The sequence below is a fragment of the Flavobacterium sp. DW-iso2 genome (assembly GCF_058725285.1).
The window spans coordinates 12,744-32,014 of the sequence record NZ_JBZXDY010000014.1 but is presented as its reverse complement, the minus strand read 5'-3'; the positions used below and the strand labels follow the sequence as shown (position 1 = coordinate 32,014).

The following is a 19,271-nucleotide window of genomic DNA, read 5'->3' as shown; positions in this document are numbered from 1 at the left end:
AGTTATTTTTTAGTTTCAATTTCTATAGCTCCATTAGTAGCTTGCGCGCCATATTTTTTAACTGCAGTTTTTCCTTTTAAAACATTTACTGATGTTATCGTTTTAGGATCAATATCATCTATATTAACTTCAGGATTTGCTTTTTTACCATTTATGATTAGTATTGGTTTTTCATTACTGTCATTTATTTTAGGTTGCTTTGTAATATCTAAATTATTATTTGACGATTGTTTATTGTCTTTAGTAATAATTGTAACTGTTTTTTTATTAGAATCATTTTTATTTACATCCATCTTGCTTATTAAAGTAGGATCTAATAGGTCTAGTTCTTTCTTAGTGGATTTAATACCATCTATATAAATATCGGTATCTAAAGTTAATCCATCTTTCTCTCTTTTTACAACGGTAATAGTACGTGTAGTTTTTGGTTTTTGTACGCCATTAAGGTTGGTAGGGTCTGTTTTCTCTAACTCTAATTGAGTTGCATTTCTATTCTGTTCAAAAACCATTACCTTATCCTCGTCAGGAATCTCTGTTAGTTTATTATTGATCCACACTTTGCTTTCGGGGCTAAGACTATTTTTTTTGGTTATAATGGTAACGGTCGATTTATAATTCGTTTTAGAAACATTCATCGTACTAATGTCATTTGGATTAGTATTATCCATCTCTTCTTTAGTAACCTTTTTTCCATCAATAAAAATTTCAGTATTGGCATCCAAACCTTTGTTTTGGGCTTTGTTTACCATGATAGTTCTATATTTCTTAGTACTGTCTTTTTCTTGATGCAGTACATCATTAGCTGTAGAAGGATCATTTGAACTCACTTTAATAATCTCTTCTTTTACCTTTTCTTGTGCAACTACTTTAACTTGAAATAGGAACACAAAGGCAATTAATGCAGGTACTACACTTGCATACTTCCAGGAATTCCTTTTGTTCGATTGGTTTTTGTTTAACATAACGATTCGTTTTTTGATTAATGATTGATAAAAATGATTAGTAATGGCAACACAATTCTCTTGTGTTGTTATTTTTAAAAGCGTGATTTGGTAGGCCTTTTTATCTGAAATTTTTTTAGAAGCTTCGCTGTCTGCAATGAATTCTAGATTTTGTAGGATTGCTTTTTTGTAAAACCAAACGATGGGATTGAACCAAAAAACAACACAAAATAAGCGCGAAATCAATACATCTACGGTATGATGCTGTTCGCTGTGGACTTTTTCATGCTCTATTATACTTTCAAGCTCAGCAGTACTGTATAAAGCCGAATTATAAACGATAGTATTAAAAAAGGAGAAAGGAGCTAGGTTTTCCTTGATGTCAATAAATTTAAAATCGGCTTGCCGTTGAATCGGCTTTCCTTTAAAGACTTTTTGAAGACTGTAAAAATCAAATCCAAATTTAGCCAACAAACTCAACATCGCAATACAGTATATTAATGCAAGTCCGAGGTAAATATATTCTTCGGTGTGATCTTCTTCAATAACAGCGCTCATTGGCAATGAGGACCAATCATAGTTTACAGAAGTTGGTTCTACCCAAATTATTTTTGTAAAGACCAATAACGGTAACAAAGCAGAAGTAACTAATCCAGTCAATAGAAACCATCGGTTGCTAGTAAAAAAAGTTTCTTTTCGTAATAAAAAATGATAAGCAACAAAAAACAGCAGCAGCAAACCGCAGGATTTTAATAAGTAAAGTGCAATTGATTCCATAAATGATAGTTTTTGTGTCGCCTCCTTAAAATTATAGTATTATTTCTCTTGTTTTGGAGCTTCAATCATCGCCAAAATTTCCCTTAATTCAGCAGCCGAAATCTTTTCCTCTTTTGCAAAAAAGGACACCATATTCTTATACGAACTATTAAAATAAGTATCAATTGCCGTACTCATGAAACGTTTTCTATAGTCCTCAATAGGTACTATTGGGTAGTATTGATGTGTATTTCCATAAGCATTATGCGCAACATATCCTTTTTCTTCTAGATTCCGCACGATGGTCGAAAGCGTGTTATAATGCGGTTGATCTTCCGTTATTTCGGCCATGACTTCCTTTACAAATGCCTTTTTTAGCTTCCATAAAATCTGCATGATCTCTTCTTCTTTGTTCGTTAATTTTTGCATAGCATAGTATTTATTTGGGCGTTTCCCTACGGGTCAGGCTATCCGGCTGTATCTCGTTGTCCCTAAAGGTCGGGACCACGAGGATGTCGCCTACTATCCTTAACGCAATTCAAACTTACAACTAATTTCGTAGTTAATAAACTATAAAAGTAGTTAATTAACTATTTTTTAAGTTTCATCTAATTTGTGGCACAAAAAATTGCCTTTCAATATTGTTAAAGGGAAAAAGACAAACAGAAGTAGGAATTTAGGCGAGGCTGTTTTCGACCTTTAGTAGTTTTTGTATCCAGATGCAACAAAGAGCTGCAGATACACCAATGGTTCCCATTAAAAACCAGTTGATTTGATAGCCAAAATGACCAATGACTTCCATACCCATCTTCGAACTTACAATGTGAGCTAAACTAAAGCTCATCGTGTACAAAGCCATGTAACGCCCTTCATGGCCTTTTGGTGCTCTGCTCAAAGCAAAAGTATTCGAAAATGGAAAAGCTAGTATTTCGCCAATTGAGATAAAAATCATACTGATGATTAAAATCCCAGCCCAAACATTGATTAACAAAGTGTAAAAACTTAGAGACATTAAAAGTGAACCCCAAAGAATTACTTTTAGTTTCTGAACTTTTTTTCTTTCAAAATAACTAACAATTGGCATTTCTAGAGCAAAAATCAACAGTCCATTCAACGTCATCAACAGACCGGTTTGAAACTCGCTTAAACCAAACATCTCACTGTGATACAGCGGTAAAGTGGTAAAGAGTTGAAAGAAAATCATAGCAGTTACAAAACTAACGTATAGAAATAACCAGAATATTTTATCTTTAAATACAGAAACTGCCGCTAATATAGATGCATGTGGATCTTGATGTGTTCCTTTTTTCTTTTCCTTAACCAATAGCGCAAAAATCAAAATCGCTACAATACAAGAGGTTCCATCAACCCAAAAGAGTCCTTTGTATCCCATTCCCATAATAATTAATCCACCTAAAGCTGGTCCGGCAGCAAAACCAAGATTCACCGCTAAACGCACTAAAGTTAACGAACGGGTTCTGTTTTCGGGTTTTGCATAAGCGCCAAGTGATACAAACATTGCCGGTCTAAACATATCAGCCAAGGTCATGATACTGAACATTCCGAAACACAATCCCCAAAAACTAGTAATGTATTGTAAAACAAAAAAGAATACTCCGCTGCTAAATAAACTAAAGACCATTACTTTATAGAAACCTATTTTGTCAGATAGTTTGCCTCCCAGCCACGAACCTAACATGGATCCCATTCCAAAAGCAACCATAATCCAGCCCACTTCACCATACGAAAACTGTAAATCCTCTTTTAAATATTTAGATAAGAAAGGAAGTACCATCGTTCCCGCTCTATTTATAAACGTAATAATGGTAAGTATCCAGATCTCTCTTGAAAAGCCTTTGAAGTTGTTTATGTAGCGATTAAAAGCGGTTTTGAACATTATAATTAGTTAGGAACCGTAAAGGTAAAAAACTTTGTAAGTTTAAGTCTTTGCGGCTTTGTAACTTTTAAACTATTTTTGCTAAAATGAAAATGATGAAAAATAGCCTACTCCTTATTCTTTTATTGCAATTAAGTTTTGGTTTTGCACAAGAAAAATTTCAAATCAGTTCTACAGAGAAATTTCAAAAAGAAATTAATGCGGAATATGCCGATGGTAAAACTAGTCCGTTAATGGCCGAAGATTTGGCAAGTTTCAAAACATTGGATTTTTATCCAATAAATGAAAAGTATTATGTGGTAGCCCAATTTACAAGAACAGAAAAGGAGAAACCATTTGAGATGAAAACGTCAACAGACAGAAAACCAATCTATGTGAAATATGGAGAAGCAACATTCACGATCGATGGAAAAGTATTAAAACTGAATTTGTACAAGAATATAGAACTTTCGAAACAGAAAAAATATAAAAACGCCTTGTTTCTGCCCTTTTCAGATCTTACATGTGGGAACGAAAGCTATATAGGCGGAAAATATATAGATTTGGAAATACCTAAAGGCAATACTATCGCTATCGATTTTAACAAATCGTACAATCCATATTGTGCCTATAATCATAAATACTCCTGTCCTAAGGTTCCTTTAGAAAATGATTTAGATATCGAAATTAAGGCGGGCGTTAAAAATTTTCATAACTAATGAAATTCTTTAATTTCCATACCCATAATTTTACTAATCAAGCTGATGTGCTTGAATTAGTCAATCAATATCCTCAGGAGTTCGACGCGACGATTCCATTTTATTCTATGGGGATTCACCCTTGGTATATTGTGGAGGATAGAGTGGAAGCAGATTTGGGAATTATCGAAAGTAAATTGCAAGAAAAAAATTGCCTTGCTATAGGAGAATGTGGATTAGACAAAAGAATAGCAATACCATTGAAGTTGCAACAAATGGTTTTTGAAAAGCAATTGCTTTTGGCCCAAAAACACAATAAACCAGTTGTAATTCACTGTGTAGCGGCTTTTCAGGAAGTAATGGATACTAAGAAGAGATTGAATATTTCAGTTCCTATGATTATTCATGGGTATTCTAAAAATAGGCAATTGGCCAAACAATTACTGGAGAATGGACTTTATATTTCGTTTGGAAAATATTTATTACGTAATCCAGAATTGGAATCGGTTTTTAAAAGTATTCCAAATAATCGTTTTTTCTTAGAGACTGATACTGTCGAAGAAAAGATTAACGAAGTATATGCGTTAGCAGCAAAATATAAGAACACAACTGTTGCTGAATTACAGAAAGAGATAAATGCAACTGTTTTAGACGTTTTTAAAATTGAATAATGAAGTTGCAGAACTTTAAACTTTAAAGAAAAAAATATGGCAGAGTGGACAGAAAGAGCGGAGCTTTTATTTAAAAAAGAAGGATTAGATAAACTACAAAAAGCGAATGTATTGGTCGTAGGCCTTGGTGGTGTAGGATCTTTTGCAGCTGAATTTTTGGCTAGAGCAGGAGTAGGGACCATGACGATTGTAGATGGAGATGTGGTCGATATTACCAATATAAACAGGCAGTTACCAGCTTTACATTCGACAGTAGGACAACCTAAAATTACCATTGTAGGCGATCGATTGATGGATATTAATCCAGAATTAAAATTGACACGAATACAGGAATTCCTTTCCCCAGAGCGTGCATTTGAAATCGTTGGTGAAGAATTTGATTATGTTTTAGATTGCATCGATAGCATAACACCTAAATTGAATTTGATCATTGCAGCCAAAAGAAAAAGAGTAAAGATAATAAGCAGTATGGGTGCCGGTGGAAAAATGGAAGCCTCAAAAGTAAAAGTATCTGATATTAGTACAACTGTGAATTGTTTTCTAGCAAAAACAATTCGAAGACGCTTAAAGGAGGTCAAAATTGATAAATTAAAAGTGGTTTTTTCATCAGAAATTCAAGATGATACCAGTTTAAAAATGACTGATGGTTCAAATTTTAAAAGATCATTTTACGGAACCAACAGCTATATGCCAGGGCTATTTGGCCTGTATGCAGCTGAAACTGTGATTCGTTATCTACTTAAAAAAGAGTAGCCTAATATTAAAGTTAAGCATATATAATAACTAAAAAAAGACGTTCTGTCTTTGCGCCTTCGGGGTAAAATAAAAATGATACAAACAGTAATTTTCGATATGGATGGGGTAATTGTAGATACTGAACCGGTACATCGTTATGCTTATTTTCAGCATTTTGACGAACTCAATATCCCTGTAACCGAAGAGATGTTCACTTCCTTTACTGGAAATTCTACGCGAAACGTATTTCAAAATTTGAAAAATATTTTTAATCTGGATCACGATGTTGAAGATTTAATTCAAAGAAAAAGAACTATTTTCAATGATGCTTTTGATACCAAAGAAGATTTGGAATTACTGGAAGGAGTAGAAAAGCTAATCATCGATTTTCATGCTAAAGGAATGCAGTTGATTTTAGCGTCATCCGCTTCGAAAGTGACAATTGAGCGCGTTTTTGGGCGATTTAAGTTGCATAATTATTTTACACATATTGTGAGCGGCGAGGACTTTCCAAAATCCAAACCGGATCCAGCAATTTTTGTGCATGCAGCCTCATTGTCAATCGCTTCTAAAGCAAATTGTATCGTAATTGAAGACAGTACAAATGGTGTAAAAGCGGCTAAAGCTGCCGGGATTTATTGCGTAGGTTACAATAGTATTCATTCTAAAATGCAAGATTTATCAGAAGCAGATGTGATCATTAATCATTTTTCGGAATTAGATTTCGAAAAAGTTACGGCTATTCAATCCAAATTAGGGAATAATTAACATATAAAACTATCTGAATTTGTAATTTTGAAATTCACAAAAAAAAACATATAATATGAGAAAAATACTAATTGCTTTAGCCATCATTATCACTCAATTTACAATCGAAGCACAAATTAAAACACCACAGGCAAGTCCGAAGTCAACTATTGACCAGGTTGTAGGTCTAACTGATGTAGAAATTGTTTATTCCAGACCATCTGCAAGAGGCAGAGCAGTTTTTGGTAACTTAGTTCCCTTTGGTGAAGTTTGGAGAACAGGAGCCAATGAAAACACTACAATATCGTTTAGTGATGACGTTATGATCGATGGAAAGACATTGAAGAAAGGGAAATATGCACTATATACGATTCCAAATATTCAAAGTTGGGAAGTTATTTTTTATACTACGACAGACAATTGGGGGACACCGAAAGAATTTAATGAAGCAAATGTAGCACTGCGAACTACTGTAAAAGAAGAATCTACACCAAAAGCAGTAGAGACCTTTACAATTGGAATAAATGGTTTAGATACCAATTTTGCATACTTAGAAATGTATTGGGAAAATTCTCGTGTCGCTTTAAAATTTGAAGTACCTAGTCAAAAAAATGCGATTGCAAGCATAGAAAAGGTATTAGCTGGTCCTGCTGCTACAGATTATTTTTCAGCAGCTCAGTTTTACTATCAATCTAACGGAGATATCAGTACAGCAAGAACCTACATTGATAAAGCATTAGAATTAAGTGCGGAGAAACCGTTTTATTTTTTACGTCAGAGATCATTGATCCAAGCGAAACAAGGAGACAAAAAAGGAGCTATTGAAACTGCAAAACTATCGCTTAAAGCTGCCGAAGTAGCTGGAAATATGGATTATGTTAAGATGAATAAAGACAGTATTTCAGAATGGAGTAAATAATGCAAATTAGATTTATTTTGTCTAATAAAGTGCTAGTATAAAGCCGATATAGTTTGAAAACAGTCTATTTTTGGAATGTATAGAAAAGATAAGTGGTGTGAAATAACTGCTTTTTTACTAAAAAGAAATCCCGTCTAACTTTAAAAATTAGACGGGATTTTTTATTTACTATAGTCAAATATTATGCTTTTTCTTTTCTAAAGACAGTCCATTGCAGCAATGAAGAAAGTACAATGGCAAGCATGGCACCAATGAAATTTAGCCATAAATACCCTAGTTTTTCTTCCCCACTTGGATAAATAGCAATAGCGTAATAGTAAATAATGAAAATGGTAATTTGACTTATTAGCGCACTATAAAAGATAGCCTGGGCTTTTATAAATTTTATATAAAACCCTACCAAGAAAATCCCCAGCACCGTTCCGTAGAAGATGGAACCAATGATATTTACCAATTGGATTAAGTTTTCAAACAGGGTACCGATGCAGGCAAATAATATGGCAACAATTCCCCAAAACAATGTAAAAAATTTTGTGGCATTAAGATAATGTTTATCTGATTTGACGCCTTTTACATTTCGCTTATAAATATCGATTGCCGTGGTAGATGCCAAGGCGTTAAGACCAGAGGCGGTAGAAGACATAGCTGCCGAAATTATTACGGCTAATAATAGTCCGATAAGTCCTTTGGGCAGGTAGTTCAATATAAAGTGGAAGAAAACATAATCTTTATCATTAGTTTCACTGTCGCTATCTGCTTTTAAAATTATTTCTTTAGCACGATCTCTTAAATCTTTTTCTTTGGTCGATAAAGCAACTAATTCCTTTCGTAGAATTGGATTGTCATAATCTTGATTGAGCTGATCAATATACAGCAGATTAATTACTTTTTTATCTTCTGAAAGCGCATCTAGTTTCTGTTCTAAAACATGATATTCTGCTTTGTACGGTGATTTTTCAATGGTAACTTTATTATTTGGATTGAAATTTAAAGGGACTGGATTGAATTGGAAAAAGACAAAAACCATTACTCCAGTCAACAAGATGAAAAATTGCATCGGTACTTTTAAAAGCCCGTTCATAATTAATCCCATTTGGCTTTCGCGAACGGATTTTCCAGATAAATAGCGACCCACCTGTGATTGGTCTGTTCCAAAATAGGCTAGAGCCAAGAAAAAACCACCTGTGATTCCGCTCCAAATCGTGTATTTTTCTTCTGGATCTGTTGAAAAGCTGACGATATTCATTTTATCATTTGCACCAGCAATATGAAGTGCATTACTGAAGGTCATTTCATTTGGTAAAAAGTGTAGAATAAGGAAAAAAGTAATCAGCATACCAGACATAATCACAAACATTTGTTGTTTTTGTGTCACGTTTACTGCTTTTGTACCTCCTGAAAAAGTATAGATAATTACCAGAACACCAATGACAATATTCATATACGTGAGATTCCATCCCAGTATCGCTGATAAAATAATCGCTGGCGCATAAATAGTCAGTCCTGTCCCTAATCCCCTCTGAAAAAGGAATAGAATTGCGGCGAGCGATCGGGTTTTTAGATCAAATCGCTGTTCGAGGTATTCATAAGCGGTGTAAACCTTGTATTTATGATATATAGGAATAAAAGTCAAACAGATCACAATCATGGCAATAGGCAAACCAAAATAGAACTGTAAAAAGCCCATCCCGTCGTGATAGGCTTGCCCAGGAGTTGATAGAAAGGTTATGGCACTGGCTTGCGTTGCCATTACAGAAAGTCCTACCGTATACCAAGGGGTTTCGTTACCACCGAGAATAAAATCCTCTACGTTTTTACTTCCTTTCGTTTTCCAGGCACCGTAAACCACAATAAAAAGCAAGGTGCCTATAAGTACAATCCAATCGAATAGTTGCATAGCTTAAGAGTATAATTTCATTATTAGATAAAAAACTAAGATATAAATAGCGTTAGCTACAAGTACCATTGTATAATCCTTTTTCCAAGGTTTCTTTTTCTTTGGCTCCATATTTATTTCTTTAGTTTTTTAAGTTTTGGGAAGGAACTGATACGGGCGCTTTCAGCGAAATCATATTCGACAAAAGGCGGTAAGCACCTGGCACTCCTTCTGGCAATTCTCTGAACAAGCTTAAACCGGTATAAATATAGTATCCTTTTCCATAAGGAGCAACCAGTAGAGCTCCATTTGTTGGGCTTTCTCCTTTGTCATTTGAAGATAAAATAGGAGTGAACGCCTTGTCAAATTCGTTTGGATAATACAAGCCCTGTTCTTGAGTCCAACCTTCAAAATCTTTAGCGGTAATTTTATTGGGATAATTCAAAATAGGATGGTTTGGGGCTAAAAATCGTACTTCCGCATTTTCTTCGGTTACCCTGTCGCTCGATATCTTCAATGGATAAGGGGAAATATCAGCAGGAATTGCGTCGTCTGGTGTATTGTATTGGACAATCATCGTTTTTCCAGATTTTACAAAATCAAGAAGTATTTTTTGTTTATTTTCCAATGTGGGTAACACATTATAGGCCCGAATTCCCGTAATAATGACATCAAATGATTCTAATTTTTCAGGCGTGATTTCGTCAGGATTTAATAAGGTCACTCTATATCCCATTTGAGTAAGTCCTTCGGGAACTTCGTCACCTGCACCCATAATATAACCAATTTTTTGATTATTTATTTTAAGGTCTAATTTGATGAATTTGGCTTCAGCTGGTTTCAATATCTGTTGCTTAGTGATATGGGGGTAATCGATTATTATCTGGTCTTTTTCATATCTTTTATTGTCTACAATAACAATACTTTTAGCAATAGCTTCATCAGGCTTTACTGGAGGAGTTACTTCAAAGTAAAACAATTGCTCCATTCCTTTTTTATCTAATGTGAAGGGAATAGACTGAGGAGAAACAGACCAATTTCTAGGTAATTCGAGTTGTAAATTCCCTTTTATGTTATCTTTTCCTGCCTTAACTTTTACTGCGATAGGTTTTTTATTTTCGTTATTAAAAAACGAAACATGATCTGGAATACTTGTAGTAACTTCGGGAACAATATCTAGATAATTATACATTTCCCCCTTTACTTTATCATTGTATTTATAGACCACGGCCCGCTCAAACGGGATTTTTATGCCATTAATTTGAACATTAAAAATCACCTTTACTTCTCTAATAATATCTGGAATTCCTATGTTTTTCTGGTCAGCAACAGTGTACATCCCGACGGTTCCTTTCTCTTTTAGCCAGTACGGTTGTGTATATTCTATAGTTGAAGGTAATTGTAAATCAAGCGCTATGTTTTCTGAATTGTTTTTCTTTAATAGTTTATTGAATACCGTATTTTTTTGTGTAGGCAAAGTGGTTACGCTTACTAATTGCATATCAATACTGCTTCTGTTTATGGCTTCGAGTTTTAATTGTACTAGGCTACCTGGGGTAGCTTCCTGATTCGAGGATACTGCTTCAAGATATAAACCAGAACAGTCAGCAATTATTTTTTCAATTTCTCTCATTTTTAATGCTTTCCAGTGGTTGTCATTCAATGATTGAATCATCAAATAGACTTTGGACAGCTCAGAAATACTTGATGAAGGGTTCGAAAAATCATATTTTGAAGCAATTTGAGATAGTAGTTCGCCAACAGGTTTTCCACCGGGAACACGATTCCAAGTAGTATCAATTCCTTCAAAAATATTAGCGGTGTTGTTTAATTTTTCTCCATTGATAAGTTCTAGATATTCTGATTCTTCCCCGCGACTTCCTGTACTACCAAAACCTTGTGACTGATGACTGCTTCTGCTTAAGGCTGCAATTTCTTGGTTTGATTTTCCTAAGTTAGGATAGTATACTCCGGTTTCAATCGTAGTCAAATTTGTTTTATCGGCAGCATCGAATTTTTCTTTGCTACCATAGAACCACCAAGACGTATTGAAAAACTGGCGTTTGGGTTTCCACGTTTGTACTAGTTTCAATTGCTCAGGAAAAACGTTGGCATCATTGGTTAAATTAAAACTTTCAGTGCTTAGTATTGCTGAGGCTGTATGATGTCCATGCGTTGTGCCTGCACTACGGTGGTCAAATCTGTTTATGATTACATCAGGCTGAAATTTTCGTATCGCCCAAACTACATCAGAAAGTACTTTTTCTTTATCCCAGATTTCAAGTGTTTCATCAGGGTTTTTAGAGAATCCAAAATCATTGGCACGGGAGAAAAACTGCTCGCCACCATCAATTTTTCTGGCCTCAAGTAGTTCCTGTGTTCTAATCACTCCTAGCAATTCCCGTAATTGAGGACCGATTAGGTTTTGGCCTCCATCACCACGCGTCAATGATAAATATCCTGTTCTTGCTTTTTTTTCATTGGATAAATAAGAAATTAAGCGGGTATTTTCATCATCAGGATGTGCTGCAATATAGAGTACAGATCCTAAGAAATTTAATTTTTGAATGTGGTTGTAAATTTCAACTGAATTTGGTTTTTGAGGCTGTTGAGCTAGTAGTATTTGGAAACAAAAAAGAAAAATTAAAATATATTGAATTTTATTTTTGAACATTTTTTTAAAGTTTAATTGCAATTAGGCCAAATGTAGTAATTAAATGTTTTTTTTAAAAGGTTTCTTATTTTCTTTGTTTGAAAAGAAACTGATATAGCTATAAAAAGAAAGGAGAACACTGCTATAGCGCTCTCCTTTTTTAATCTAAGTACTACTTGAGATTAACGTCTCCCATGGTTATTTTTTTCATTATTCCCACGGTTTTTATTATTGTTGCTTCTGTGATTATCAGATTTTCTATGATTATCGGAATTGTTATGGTTTCCAGTGTATCTATGGTCATTTGAAGATCTATGATTTTTTACATATCGGCGATTATCATATGTTCTATGATTGCTTTTCGCATATCTATTTCCAATGGTTCTTTGATGGTGACTTCTATAATTTGGACTATATCTTTGTCTGTGGTTCCTGTAGTGAGTATAAGGTCTGTTACCATGGTAGCCGTTTAACACTACTTTATAACCATTGTATAAATCATAGTTTCTGTATTGTCTTGGTAAGTATCTTGATCTAACCCATCTTCCATTTCCAAAATAAACAAATTGTGAAGCTCTAATGTCATAATAAGCTTGAACATCTGGCAAATAATAGTATTCTGCTTGTGCGTATCCTGAAGGACCCCAGGAAGGAGCTGTCCCTATATTTAAACTTACTGAAACTTGGGCTTGAATTGAACTGGATACGAGTAGAATTATTCCAACGGCTAATAGTTTTAATGTTTTCATCTTTTCTGTTTTTTTGTATTTGTTTTAATATTGTATTGGCTAGCACAATACTTTTATCCTAAAACCAACAACTGTGCCAAGATGATTTTATTAACATATAGTTAGATGTTAATGTAGGGTCAAAAAAAAAGAGAAATGCAGTTTGCGTTTCTCTTTCTCTCATTATAAAATTGAAATTAATGTTTTCCTTTTCCATGACCATTGTTTCCGTGGTTCTTATTTTCTTTACCGCGATTCTGTTCATTATCGTTGTAATTTTTATGGTTATCTTCTCTATGCCCAATTGTTTTTTGGTAATGACCTTTGTATCCTTTATAATATTTTGCTTTGTGTTTTTTATAATAGGTATAAGGAGTTCTACCATGGTAATCGTTTAATACCACTTTATATCCACTATATAAATCATAGTTTCTGTATTGTCTAGGTAAGTATCTTGATCTTACCCAATTACCATTTCCAAAATATATAAATTGGGAAGCTCTTATGTCGTAATACGCTTGAACATCTGGTAAATAATAATATTCTGTTTCGGCATATCCTGAAGGACCCCATGAAGGAGCACTACCAATATTTACATTTACAGAAACTTGTGCACTTGTGGATCCTGCTATAAAGAGAACTATTCCCAAAGCAAGTAATTTAAATTTTTTCATTTTTGTTATATTTAATTGATATTCGAATTATAGTATTTATATTTTCAATACGGTACAGTTATAGCCAACTATTGTGCCATACTAATTGCGTTAACATTTATTTAAGTTATTTCAAAAAAAAAAGAAACGTAGGTTTACGCTTCTTTTTCTTTGCAAATTTAATAGGGATTTATTATAATAATAAAATCAATAAAAGGATTATTATTATTATTGCTCCCACAGAAAAATAAACACCATTTCCAGATGCTTTTAATTCTTTTTTAATTTCGCGAACTTCTTTACGTAGTTCTTTTTTTTCTGAAGATTTTAAAGAAGACTTATCCATTTCTTTAATTTCTTCTAAACGATTAAGCATCGTTTGAACCTCAGCAGGAACTTCTTTAGTAGTTGGGTTTTTTTCAGCTGCTAACATTGTAGTAGGAACGGCACATAATGATAATACCATTATCATTAAATAGAGACTAAGTTTTTTCATTTTTTTTGGGTTTTAATTGGACTTGATTATTTTTATAAAGGTAATAACAATTTGGCAATCAGAGTTGTATAATTAATCGCTATTTTTACAAAATTCACACTTTTGTTAAGGGATTAGTATTTCTAAGAGCATGTATTTGAGTTTTTTAACATTTTAATAGACTTTTTTATCTATTTATACTGTACTGTTTTAGGTTTGGCTAACTCAAAATTTTGCAATCCAAAATCTGATGTTTCAAAAGCATTAGTGCTAAATATATTATCTCCCTGGAAAGGAATTGTAGGATAATAAGAAAGTGATAATTGAAAAGATCTAAAGACTAAATAATCATTGTTTATGATCACTCCAATCCCGATTTTGGAATACGCTTTATTTGTCATTACACCATCTACTTTATTTCCTAATAAGGCGATAGAATAGTTGAAATAAGGATTCATTCTAAATCCTCCAATATTTTTTGGAGCATACGCTTGTGTTTGTAAAGTCAGTATCATTTTACGGGTTCCATAGATCGCACTGTTGAAGCCTTGAATTCCATAATTTTCATTAATGCTCAATCGGTCACCTACTGAATTCTGTCGATTGATCCCTACAATTATTTGAGGCTTGATAAATTGTCTTATTTTCCAATTCCCAAGTTCCATCAGTTTTGTAAAATAGTTGGCTTGAAAAGAGAAGGCAGTTTGTTCTGTTTTTGAATTATTAAAAAAGGTGCCCACTTCAAAATTAGTACTTAAAAAACCCCATTTGCGGTATTTTCCAAAGGAAACCTGAGCACCTAAATACGGTCGCCAACTTGAATTTTTATATTGGTACCCAAATGTTACACCGTAGATTCTTCCGATAGGTACGTCTTCAACTATTCCGTTTCTGAAAATATAGTGATCTTGAATAAATTGACGAGTATTAATACCAATACCAGATAAAATCAATTGCTCTCCCGAATAGAAATTGATAGGGTCAAATTCCACAATTGGGCTTTCAAGATAATTAATGTTTAGAAAGCGTCCAGATAAAATTAAATTTGTAGTTTGATCATTGATTGTATTTTCTTTAAAAATTTGAAATGCTTTTCCAACCCAAAAATCATGGGAACTAAATTTAAAATTTTGTGAAACATATGATAAATCAGGAGTTTGCAAAGTGTCTTTTCTAAATTGCTGATCTAAAGAAATACCCCCAGCCCATTTCGCAAGGGGAGAGAAGAAAGGGCGTTCAACCGCAATGCTTTTCGTATAATAGTTATCTAGATCATTTTGATATTTAAATACTGTTCTAACGAAGGTGTTTCTAATATTAGGAACAATATAAGCTAAATTATTAGCATTTTTTCCATCGTTGGATCGATGAGTATAGATGTAATCTAATTGATGACCGATACCAAAAAAATTTCTTTCATTAACGCCTAATGACATTTTCGTACCTGAAACTGAAAATTTTGGGATTGTGCTCCAAGAATCTAAAACCCGAATAGATACGTCGATAGAATCAGATTCAGTAGTGATCGGTTCCGCAGAGATAGTGACTCTATTTACAAACTTTTGCAGCCTGATGATACGCTCAGATTCTTTTATTTTGAAAGCATTATACGGTGCGTTTTTTTTGAAAAGTAGTAGGTTTTTTATAGCTATTTTTTTAGTTTTCAGATGCAATCTATTTCCTGTTCTTTCTCCCCAGTTGCGAGGATTTGTGGTAGTATCAGCGTCAGAATGACCAAAAGGGTCTAATGTTACGATATTGATGTTCCTAATGATTTTTCCTTCGTAGGATGTTTTTTTCGTAGGTATTACAACTTTTTTTTTCTTCTTTGAATTGTTAGATTTAAAAATAACGCCATGTAAAAACTTAGTGAATTTATTTTTTTTGGAATAGGTTTGAATATCTTGATATACGTCAGAGCTGTCTTTTTCGTTTTTTTTAATTTGCGAAAAAGAAAGTTGATAGCAAAAAACCATCAAAATAAATAGTACTATTTTTAGGTGTGAAGGCATTTAAAAATATTTTAAAATAAGAATTAAAGCACAACATTTTTTTAGGTTACTGCAACACCTCGCAGGAGTTGTGTGGTCAAAATGGGAGCAAAATACTGCTGTTTGAATTATCAGTTTGTATTCGATTCAGTTATAGGTGCTGTAAAGTCGTCATCAGAAATTTCAATTTCTACTTGATTGGTATTCGATTGCTTTTCAGGCACTAACTGGTTTTTATTTTTCCAAATAAAATTTTTAGGCAAGTTATCTCCCATCAAATAGCCCCATGCTTCTAAGGATTCGATTCGGTCAAAGATGATTTTAAGAATGGCTAATATCGGAATGGCTAAAAACATCCCTGCAATCCCCGCAATTCCTCCTCCTAATATAATCCCTACAATGGAGACGAAAGCATTTATTTGAACTTTTGTATTTATGATAAGTGGCACAAGGATATTATTATCTATTATTTGCACCACTACATTTACTCCTATTACTCCCAGAATTATTGATAACTCTGGCGTGCCTGTTAATGAAGATAAAATTGTCAAAATTCCTGCCACTAGAATTCCAATGTACGGAATCAAATTTAGAATACCGGTAATAATACCTAATAAGATGAAGTAGGGAACGTCAATAATATAAAGCCCAAGGCTTGTTAAAATAGAAACGAATATCATCTCGATAATTAAACCTGAAATATAACTCTGAACAGAACCTTTAATCTGAGTCAAAATTTCCTGTAATTTTGGATGGTGTTCTTTTCTGAATAGCTTGGTTAAAAATAAGATAAAATGCGTTCTATATAAAAGAATCAAGAAAGTATAAATAGGAATTAGTGTAATATCCAAAAGTGTATCCGTAACAGACATTAATGTAGTACCGATGGTTTCTTTTCCCTTTTTGACAGAATCTTGGGTGACATCTTCAAGGTATTTTCTTTGTTCCCAAATGCTTACTTGAAAATTGGTTCGTATGTATCTTTGAATATCAGCTATAAAAAGATTAATATTTTTTCTAATATCTTCAAAGTCACTTGCAATATCACTAATTTGATAAGATATAAACGCAAGTATTGCGATGATTAAGGAAACAAATAGTATTACGGTTATTGAAACAGCCAGTACATGTGGAAAACGGAATTTAGAATTTAAAAAATGCACCATAGGTAGCAATAATACCGCAAATAGAAAGGCAAGTAATATTGGTATCAACACACTTTTCCCCATATAAAAAATATAGGTGATAGCAATCAAACTTACTAGTGAAAAAGTAAGTCTAACATAAAAAGGAATTTTTATTAAGGTATTCATACAAATTTATATTTATAGAAACTAAATGCTATAGTGTTGTTTACTGTTTGACCTGCAAATTTGATATTATATTGCTTTTAGTACGTTATATGTTTTTTATTATTTGTTACATAATTACTACTTTTATAACATAAATTTAAAACAAATAAATAGTACTATTTCATTTTTCATAAAATAAAACTAGTCAATAAACTCATTATCATCAAAATGGTGCTTCATTATTGAAATACCTTTTTGGAAAAGTAAGTTATTCGGGTAGATAATCATTTCTCCTTCTTTAGTCTTTAACGAGACATGGAAGGCGCGAATATCTTCAATTTGTGCTACGATAGGAAAATCTTTATCATGAATTCTGATTATATCTCCAATTTTAAAAGGAAAGGAAAAAAACAGAATAATACCTGACGTAATATTACTTAAAATCGACCATTGGGCGAACATGGCCACACCTATAACGGTTGCTACAGAAGAAATAGCGATGATAATATCCTTAGGTTGAACACCCCAGATTAGTATTAAAGCAATTATTGCCAGAATAGTGGTCAATAGATGCAAGTATTTTACAACTAGATTAGTTCGATGCTCTATTTTATGAGTTACCCGTGCAAAGCGTCTAACTAGTCTTGAAGTGATTATTCGTAATGCAAAAACAAGTAGTGATAGAACCCCAGTTCCAATTATTTCTTTGGTAAAATCATTAAAAAAAGACATATTTTTCTGTTTTACACTAAGTTACTTAAATATTCGTATACCTTGTCCACAGGCATACCCATAACATTAGCATAGGAACCTTCAATTTTCGAAACAGCTATAAAACCAATCCATTCCTGAATTCCGTAAGCTCCCGCTTTATCGAATGGTTTGTAATTGTCAATATAATAGTGAATTGCCTCATCACTGAGTGCGTTGAAAGTAACTTTTGTTATTTCGTGCAACAAATCTGTTTTTGAATTGGTTTTAAAGCAAACAGATGTAATTACTTCATGAGTAGTATTGGACAGGGACTTTAAAATTTCAAAGGCGTCCTGCTCGTCGGTTGGTTTTCCTAAAGCTTTATTATTATGCCAAACAATGGTATCACTCGTTACTAGAATTTCATTTTCCTGCAATCCACCTTCAAACGGGCTGGCTTTTAATTTGGCTAAATAATTCGTTATTTCTTCTCTTTTTAGCTCAGGCGGATATATTTCTTCAACTTCTTTCAATCGAATTTCAAAATCCAATTCCAGATCTTTAAAGAATTGTTGTCTCCTGGGAGAACCGGATGCTAGTATTAACTTGTATTGTTTTAATTTATCTTTAAGCATTGTGTTTTATATTTAAGGTAATGATTACTATGGATAGAATTCCGAAAAACAAGATCCATTTTAGTAGTATACTCAATGTGCAAAATTCCTCTTTAGACTTAGCTGTCCAAATTTTAATCGTAAAAAAAATGAGTGGAGCCAAAACGAACATAAAGCTATAAAGCGTAGCAATAAATAGATTATTGTTCACAAAATAGGTTTTAGTATAAACGAAGAGTGTGACTATCGATACAAGCCCCAATGCAAAAATTAATTTTGTTGTTTTCGCAATGCCTAGAGCGATAGCCAGAGTATTCATACCTTGGTTAATATCGCCTTCTATATCCTCTAAATCCTTAACGATTTCCCGAATAAAATTAATTAAAAAAGCAAAAAGTGCATAATCTAAAAGTACAGAAAACAAATTAGCCATTAAAAGCTGATTTTCAGCATCAATAGCAGGATACAAATCGAAAATACCAATGATTACAACACTAAAGGCCAATAACAGTGCGACAACAATATTGCCTAATACCATCATTTGCTTTAAACTAGTCGCGTAGATGTAAAGAGTTGCGGCGATCAGAATAAAAATAGCGGCAAAAGAAGGCTTTACAATTACGTTAGACAGATAAAAACCAATTGCAACTCCACTTATATTTAGAACTGCATAAATGTTATAGGCACTGGATTCACTGATGGTTTTACCAATGATAACCCGATCTGGCTTATTCTCTAAATCCGTATCTTGATCAAAAATGTTATTGATGACGTAACCAGCCGCCGCAATTAAAACGGTACTTAGAATTAATAATCCGTATTGCCAATCGCTTAACGCTAAAGGAATATTTTGTAATTTCAAAAAACCGTATCTAAAGATCAATTGCATAAAGGCAAGCATCAAAAGGTTTTGGTATCGAATAAGTTTTAGGTATTTCATTTATTCAGTGATC

At 33.2% G+C, this 19,271-nt stretch carries 18 protein-coding genes; 5 read left to right on the top strand and 13 right to left on the bottom strand.

Translation table 11 applies throughout. From position 1 onward, the window contains the following. Positions 1 to 2: 2 nt before the first annotated feature. From AC4PRO_RS10905 to AC4PRO_RS10895, 3 genes are all read right to left on the bottom strand, one after another. Positions 3 to 1,718 carry a M56 family metallopeptidase gene (locus tag AC4PRO_RS10905; RefSeq protein ID WP_492117360.1) on the bottom strand — a complete coding sequence of 572 codons (1,716 nt, stop codon included), beginning with the start codon at positions 1,716 to 1,718 and terminating at the stop codon, positions 3 to 5. Between the two features lie 39 nt (positions 1,719 to 1,757). Then, positions 1,758 to 2,126: a BlaI/MecI/CopY family transcriptional regulator gene (locus AC4PRO_RS10900; protein WP_492117359.1), complete on the bottom strand. Its 369-nt coding sequence runs from the start codon at positions 2,124 to 2,126 to the stop codon at positions 1,758 to 1,760. 247 nt (positions 2,127 to 2,373) lie between these two features. After that, positions 2,374 to 3,594 (bottom strand): MDR family MFS transporter, encoded by a 1,221-nt coding sequence (locus tag AC4PRO_RS10895; RefSeq protein ID WP_492117358.1) that lies wholly within the window; start codon positions 3,592 to 3,594, stop codon positions 2,374 to 2,376. Positions 3,595 to 3,680: 86 nt separating this feature from the next. Between AC4PRO_RS10895 and AC4PRO_RS10890 the strand changes: the two genes are divergently transcribed. The 5 genes from AC4PRO_RS10890 to AC4PRO_RS10870 all read left to right on the top strand — a co-directional run bounded on the left by AC4PRO_RS10890 (position 3,681) and on the right by AC4PRO_RS10870 (position 7,343). After that, the gene (locus AC4PRO_RS10890; protein ID WP_492117357.1) at positions 3,681 to 4,292 is read left to right on the top strand and encodes a DUF1684 domain-containing protein; all 612 of its coding nucleotides are present in this window, start codon (positions 3,681 to 3,683) and stop codon (positions 4,290 to 4,292) included. After that, positions 4,292 to 4,942: a TatD family hydrolase gene (locus AC4PRO_RS10885; RefSeq protein ID WP_492117356.1), complete on the top strand. Its 651-nt coding sequence runs from the start codon at positions 4,292 to 4,294 to the stop codon at positions 4,940 to 4,942. Before AC4PRO_RS10890 ends, AC4PRO_RS10885 begins: the two co-directional genes overlap by 1 nt. 36 nt (positions 4,943 to 4,978) lie before the next feature. Then, a complete protein-coding gene (locus AC4PRO_RS10880; RefSeq protein ID WP_074722140.1) occupies positions 4,979 to 5,695 on the top strand; it encodes a tRNA threonylcarbamoyladenosine dehydratase in 717 nt (238 codons plus the stop codon). A gap of 75 nt (positions 5,696 to 5,770) precedes the next feature. After that, positions 5,771 to 6,445 carry an HAD family hydrolase gene (locus AC4PRO_RS10875; RefSeq protein WP_074722138.1) on the top strand — a complete coding sequence of 225 codons (675 nt, stop codon included), beginning with the start codon at positions 5,771 to 5,773 and terminating at the stop codon, positions 6,443 to 6,445. 55 nt (positions 6,446 to 6,500) lie between these two features. Next, positions 6,501 to 7,343: a DUF2911 domain-containing protein gene (locus AC4PRO_RS10870; RefSeq protein WP_074722137.1), complete on the top strand. Its 843-nt coding sequence runs from the start codon at positions 6,501 to 6,503 to the stop codon at positions 7,341 to 7,343. Between the two features lie 181 nt (positions 7,344 to 7,524). Here the strand turns inward: AC4PRO_RS10870 and AC4PRO_RS10865 are convergent, their stop codons facing one another. The 10 genes from AC4PRO_RS10865 to AC4PRO_RS10820 form a co-directional block, all read right to left on the bottom strand. Beyond that, positions 7,525 to 9,240: a sodium:solute symporter family protein gene (locus AC4PRO_RS10865; RefSeq protein ID WP_074722135.1), complete on the bottom strand. Its 1,716-nt coding sequence runs from the start codon at positions 9,238 to 9,240 to the stop codon at positions 7,525 to 7,527. A gap of 121 nt (positions 9,241 to 9,361) precedes the next feature. After that, the gene (locus tag AC4PRO_RS10860) at positions 9,362 to 11,893 is read right to left on the bottom strand and encodes a PIG-L family deacetylase (RefSeq protein ID WP_492117355.1); all 2,532 of its coding nucleotides are present in this window, start codon (positions 11,891 to 11,893) and stop codon (positions 9,362 to 9,364) included. Positions 11,894 to 12,054: 161 nt separating this feature from the next. Continuing rightward, complete coding sequence (locus AC4PRO_RS10855; RefSeq protein WP_492117354.1) at positions 12,055 to 12,621, bottom strand: hypothetical protein; 567 nt, start codon at positions 12,619 to 12,621, stop codon at positions 12,055 to 12,057. Positions 12,622 to 12,797: 176 nt separating this feature from the next. Beyond that, complete coding sequence (locus AC4PRO_RS10850; protein WP_492117353.1) at positions 12,798 to 13,274, bottom strand: hypothetical protein; 477 nt, start codon at positions 13,272 to 13,274, stop codon at positions 12,798 to 12,800. 172 nt (positions 13,275 to 13,446) lie between these two features. After that, positions 13,447 to 13,749 (bottom strand): hypothetical protein, encoded by a 303-nt coding sequence (locus tag AC4PRO_RS10845; protein WP_074722127.1) that lies wholly within the window; start codon positions 13,747 to 13,749, stop codon positions 13,447 to 13,449. 170 nt (positions 13,750 to 13,919) lie between these two features. Continuing rightward, positions 13,920 to 15,740, bottom strand: a complete 1,821-nt coding sequence (locus AC4PRO_RS10840; RefSeq protein ID WP_492117352.1) for a hypothetical protein — start codon at positions 15,738 to 15,740, stop codon at positions 13,920 to 13,922. A gap of 110 nt (positions 15,741 to 15,850) precedes the next feature. Beyond that, on the bottom strand, positions 15,851 to 17,032 hold the full coding sequence (locus AC4PRO_RS10835) for an AI-2E family transporter (RefSeq protein ID WP_492117351.1): 1,182 nt from the start codon (positions 17,030 to 17,032) through the stop codon (positions 15,851 to 15,853). 180 nt (positions 17,033 to 17,212) lie between these two features. Continuing rightward, positions 17,213 to 17,743, bottom strand: coding sequence for a mechanosensitive ion channel domain-containing protein (locus tag AC4PRO_RS10830; protein ID WP_074722121.1), 531 nt, complete (start codon positions 17,741 to 17,743; stop codon positions 17,213 to 17,215). A gap of 11 nt (positions 17,744 to 17,754) precedes the next feature. Then, the gene (locus AC4PRO_RS10825; RefSeq protein WP_492117350.1) at positions 17,755 to 18,339 is read right to left on the bottom strand and encodes a Maf-like protein; all 585 of its coding nucleotides are present in this window, start codon (positions 18,337 to 18,339) and stop codon (positions 17,755 to 17,757) included. Beyond that, a complete protein-coding gene (locus AC4PRO_RS10820) occupies positions 18,332 to 19,258 on the bottom strand; it encodes a geranylgeranylglycerol-phosphate geranylgeranyltransferase (protein ID WP_492117349.1) in 927 nt (308 codons plus the stop codon). Before AC4PRO_RS10820 ends, AC4PRO_RS10825 begins: the two co-directional genes overlap by 8 nt. Positions 19,259 to 19,271 lie beyond the last annotated feature (13 nt).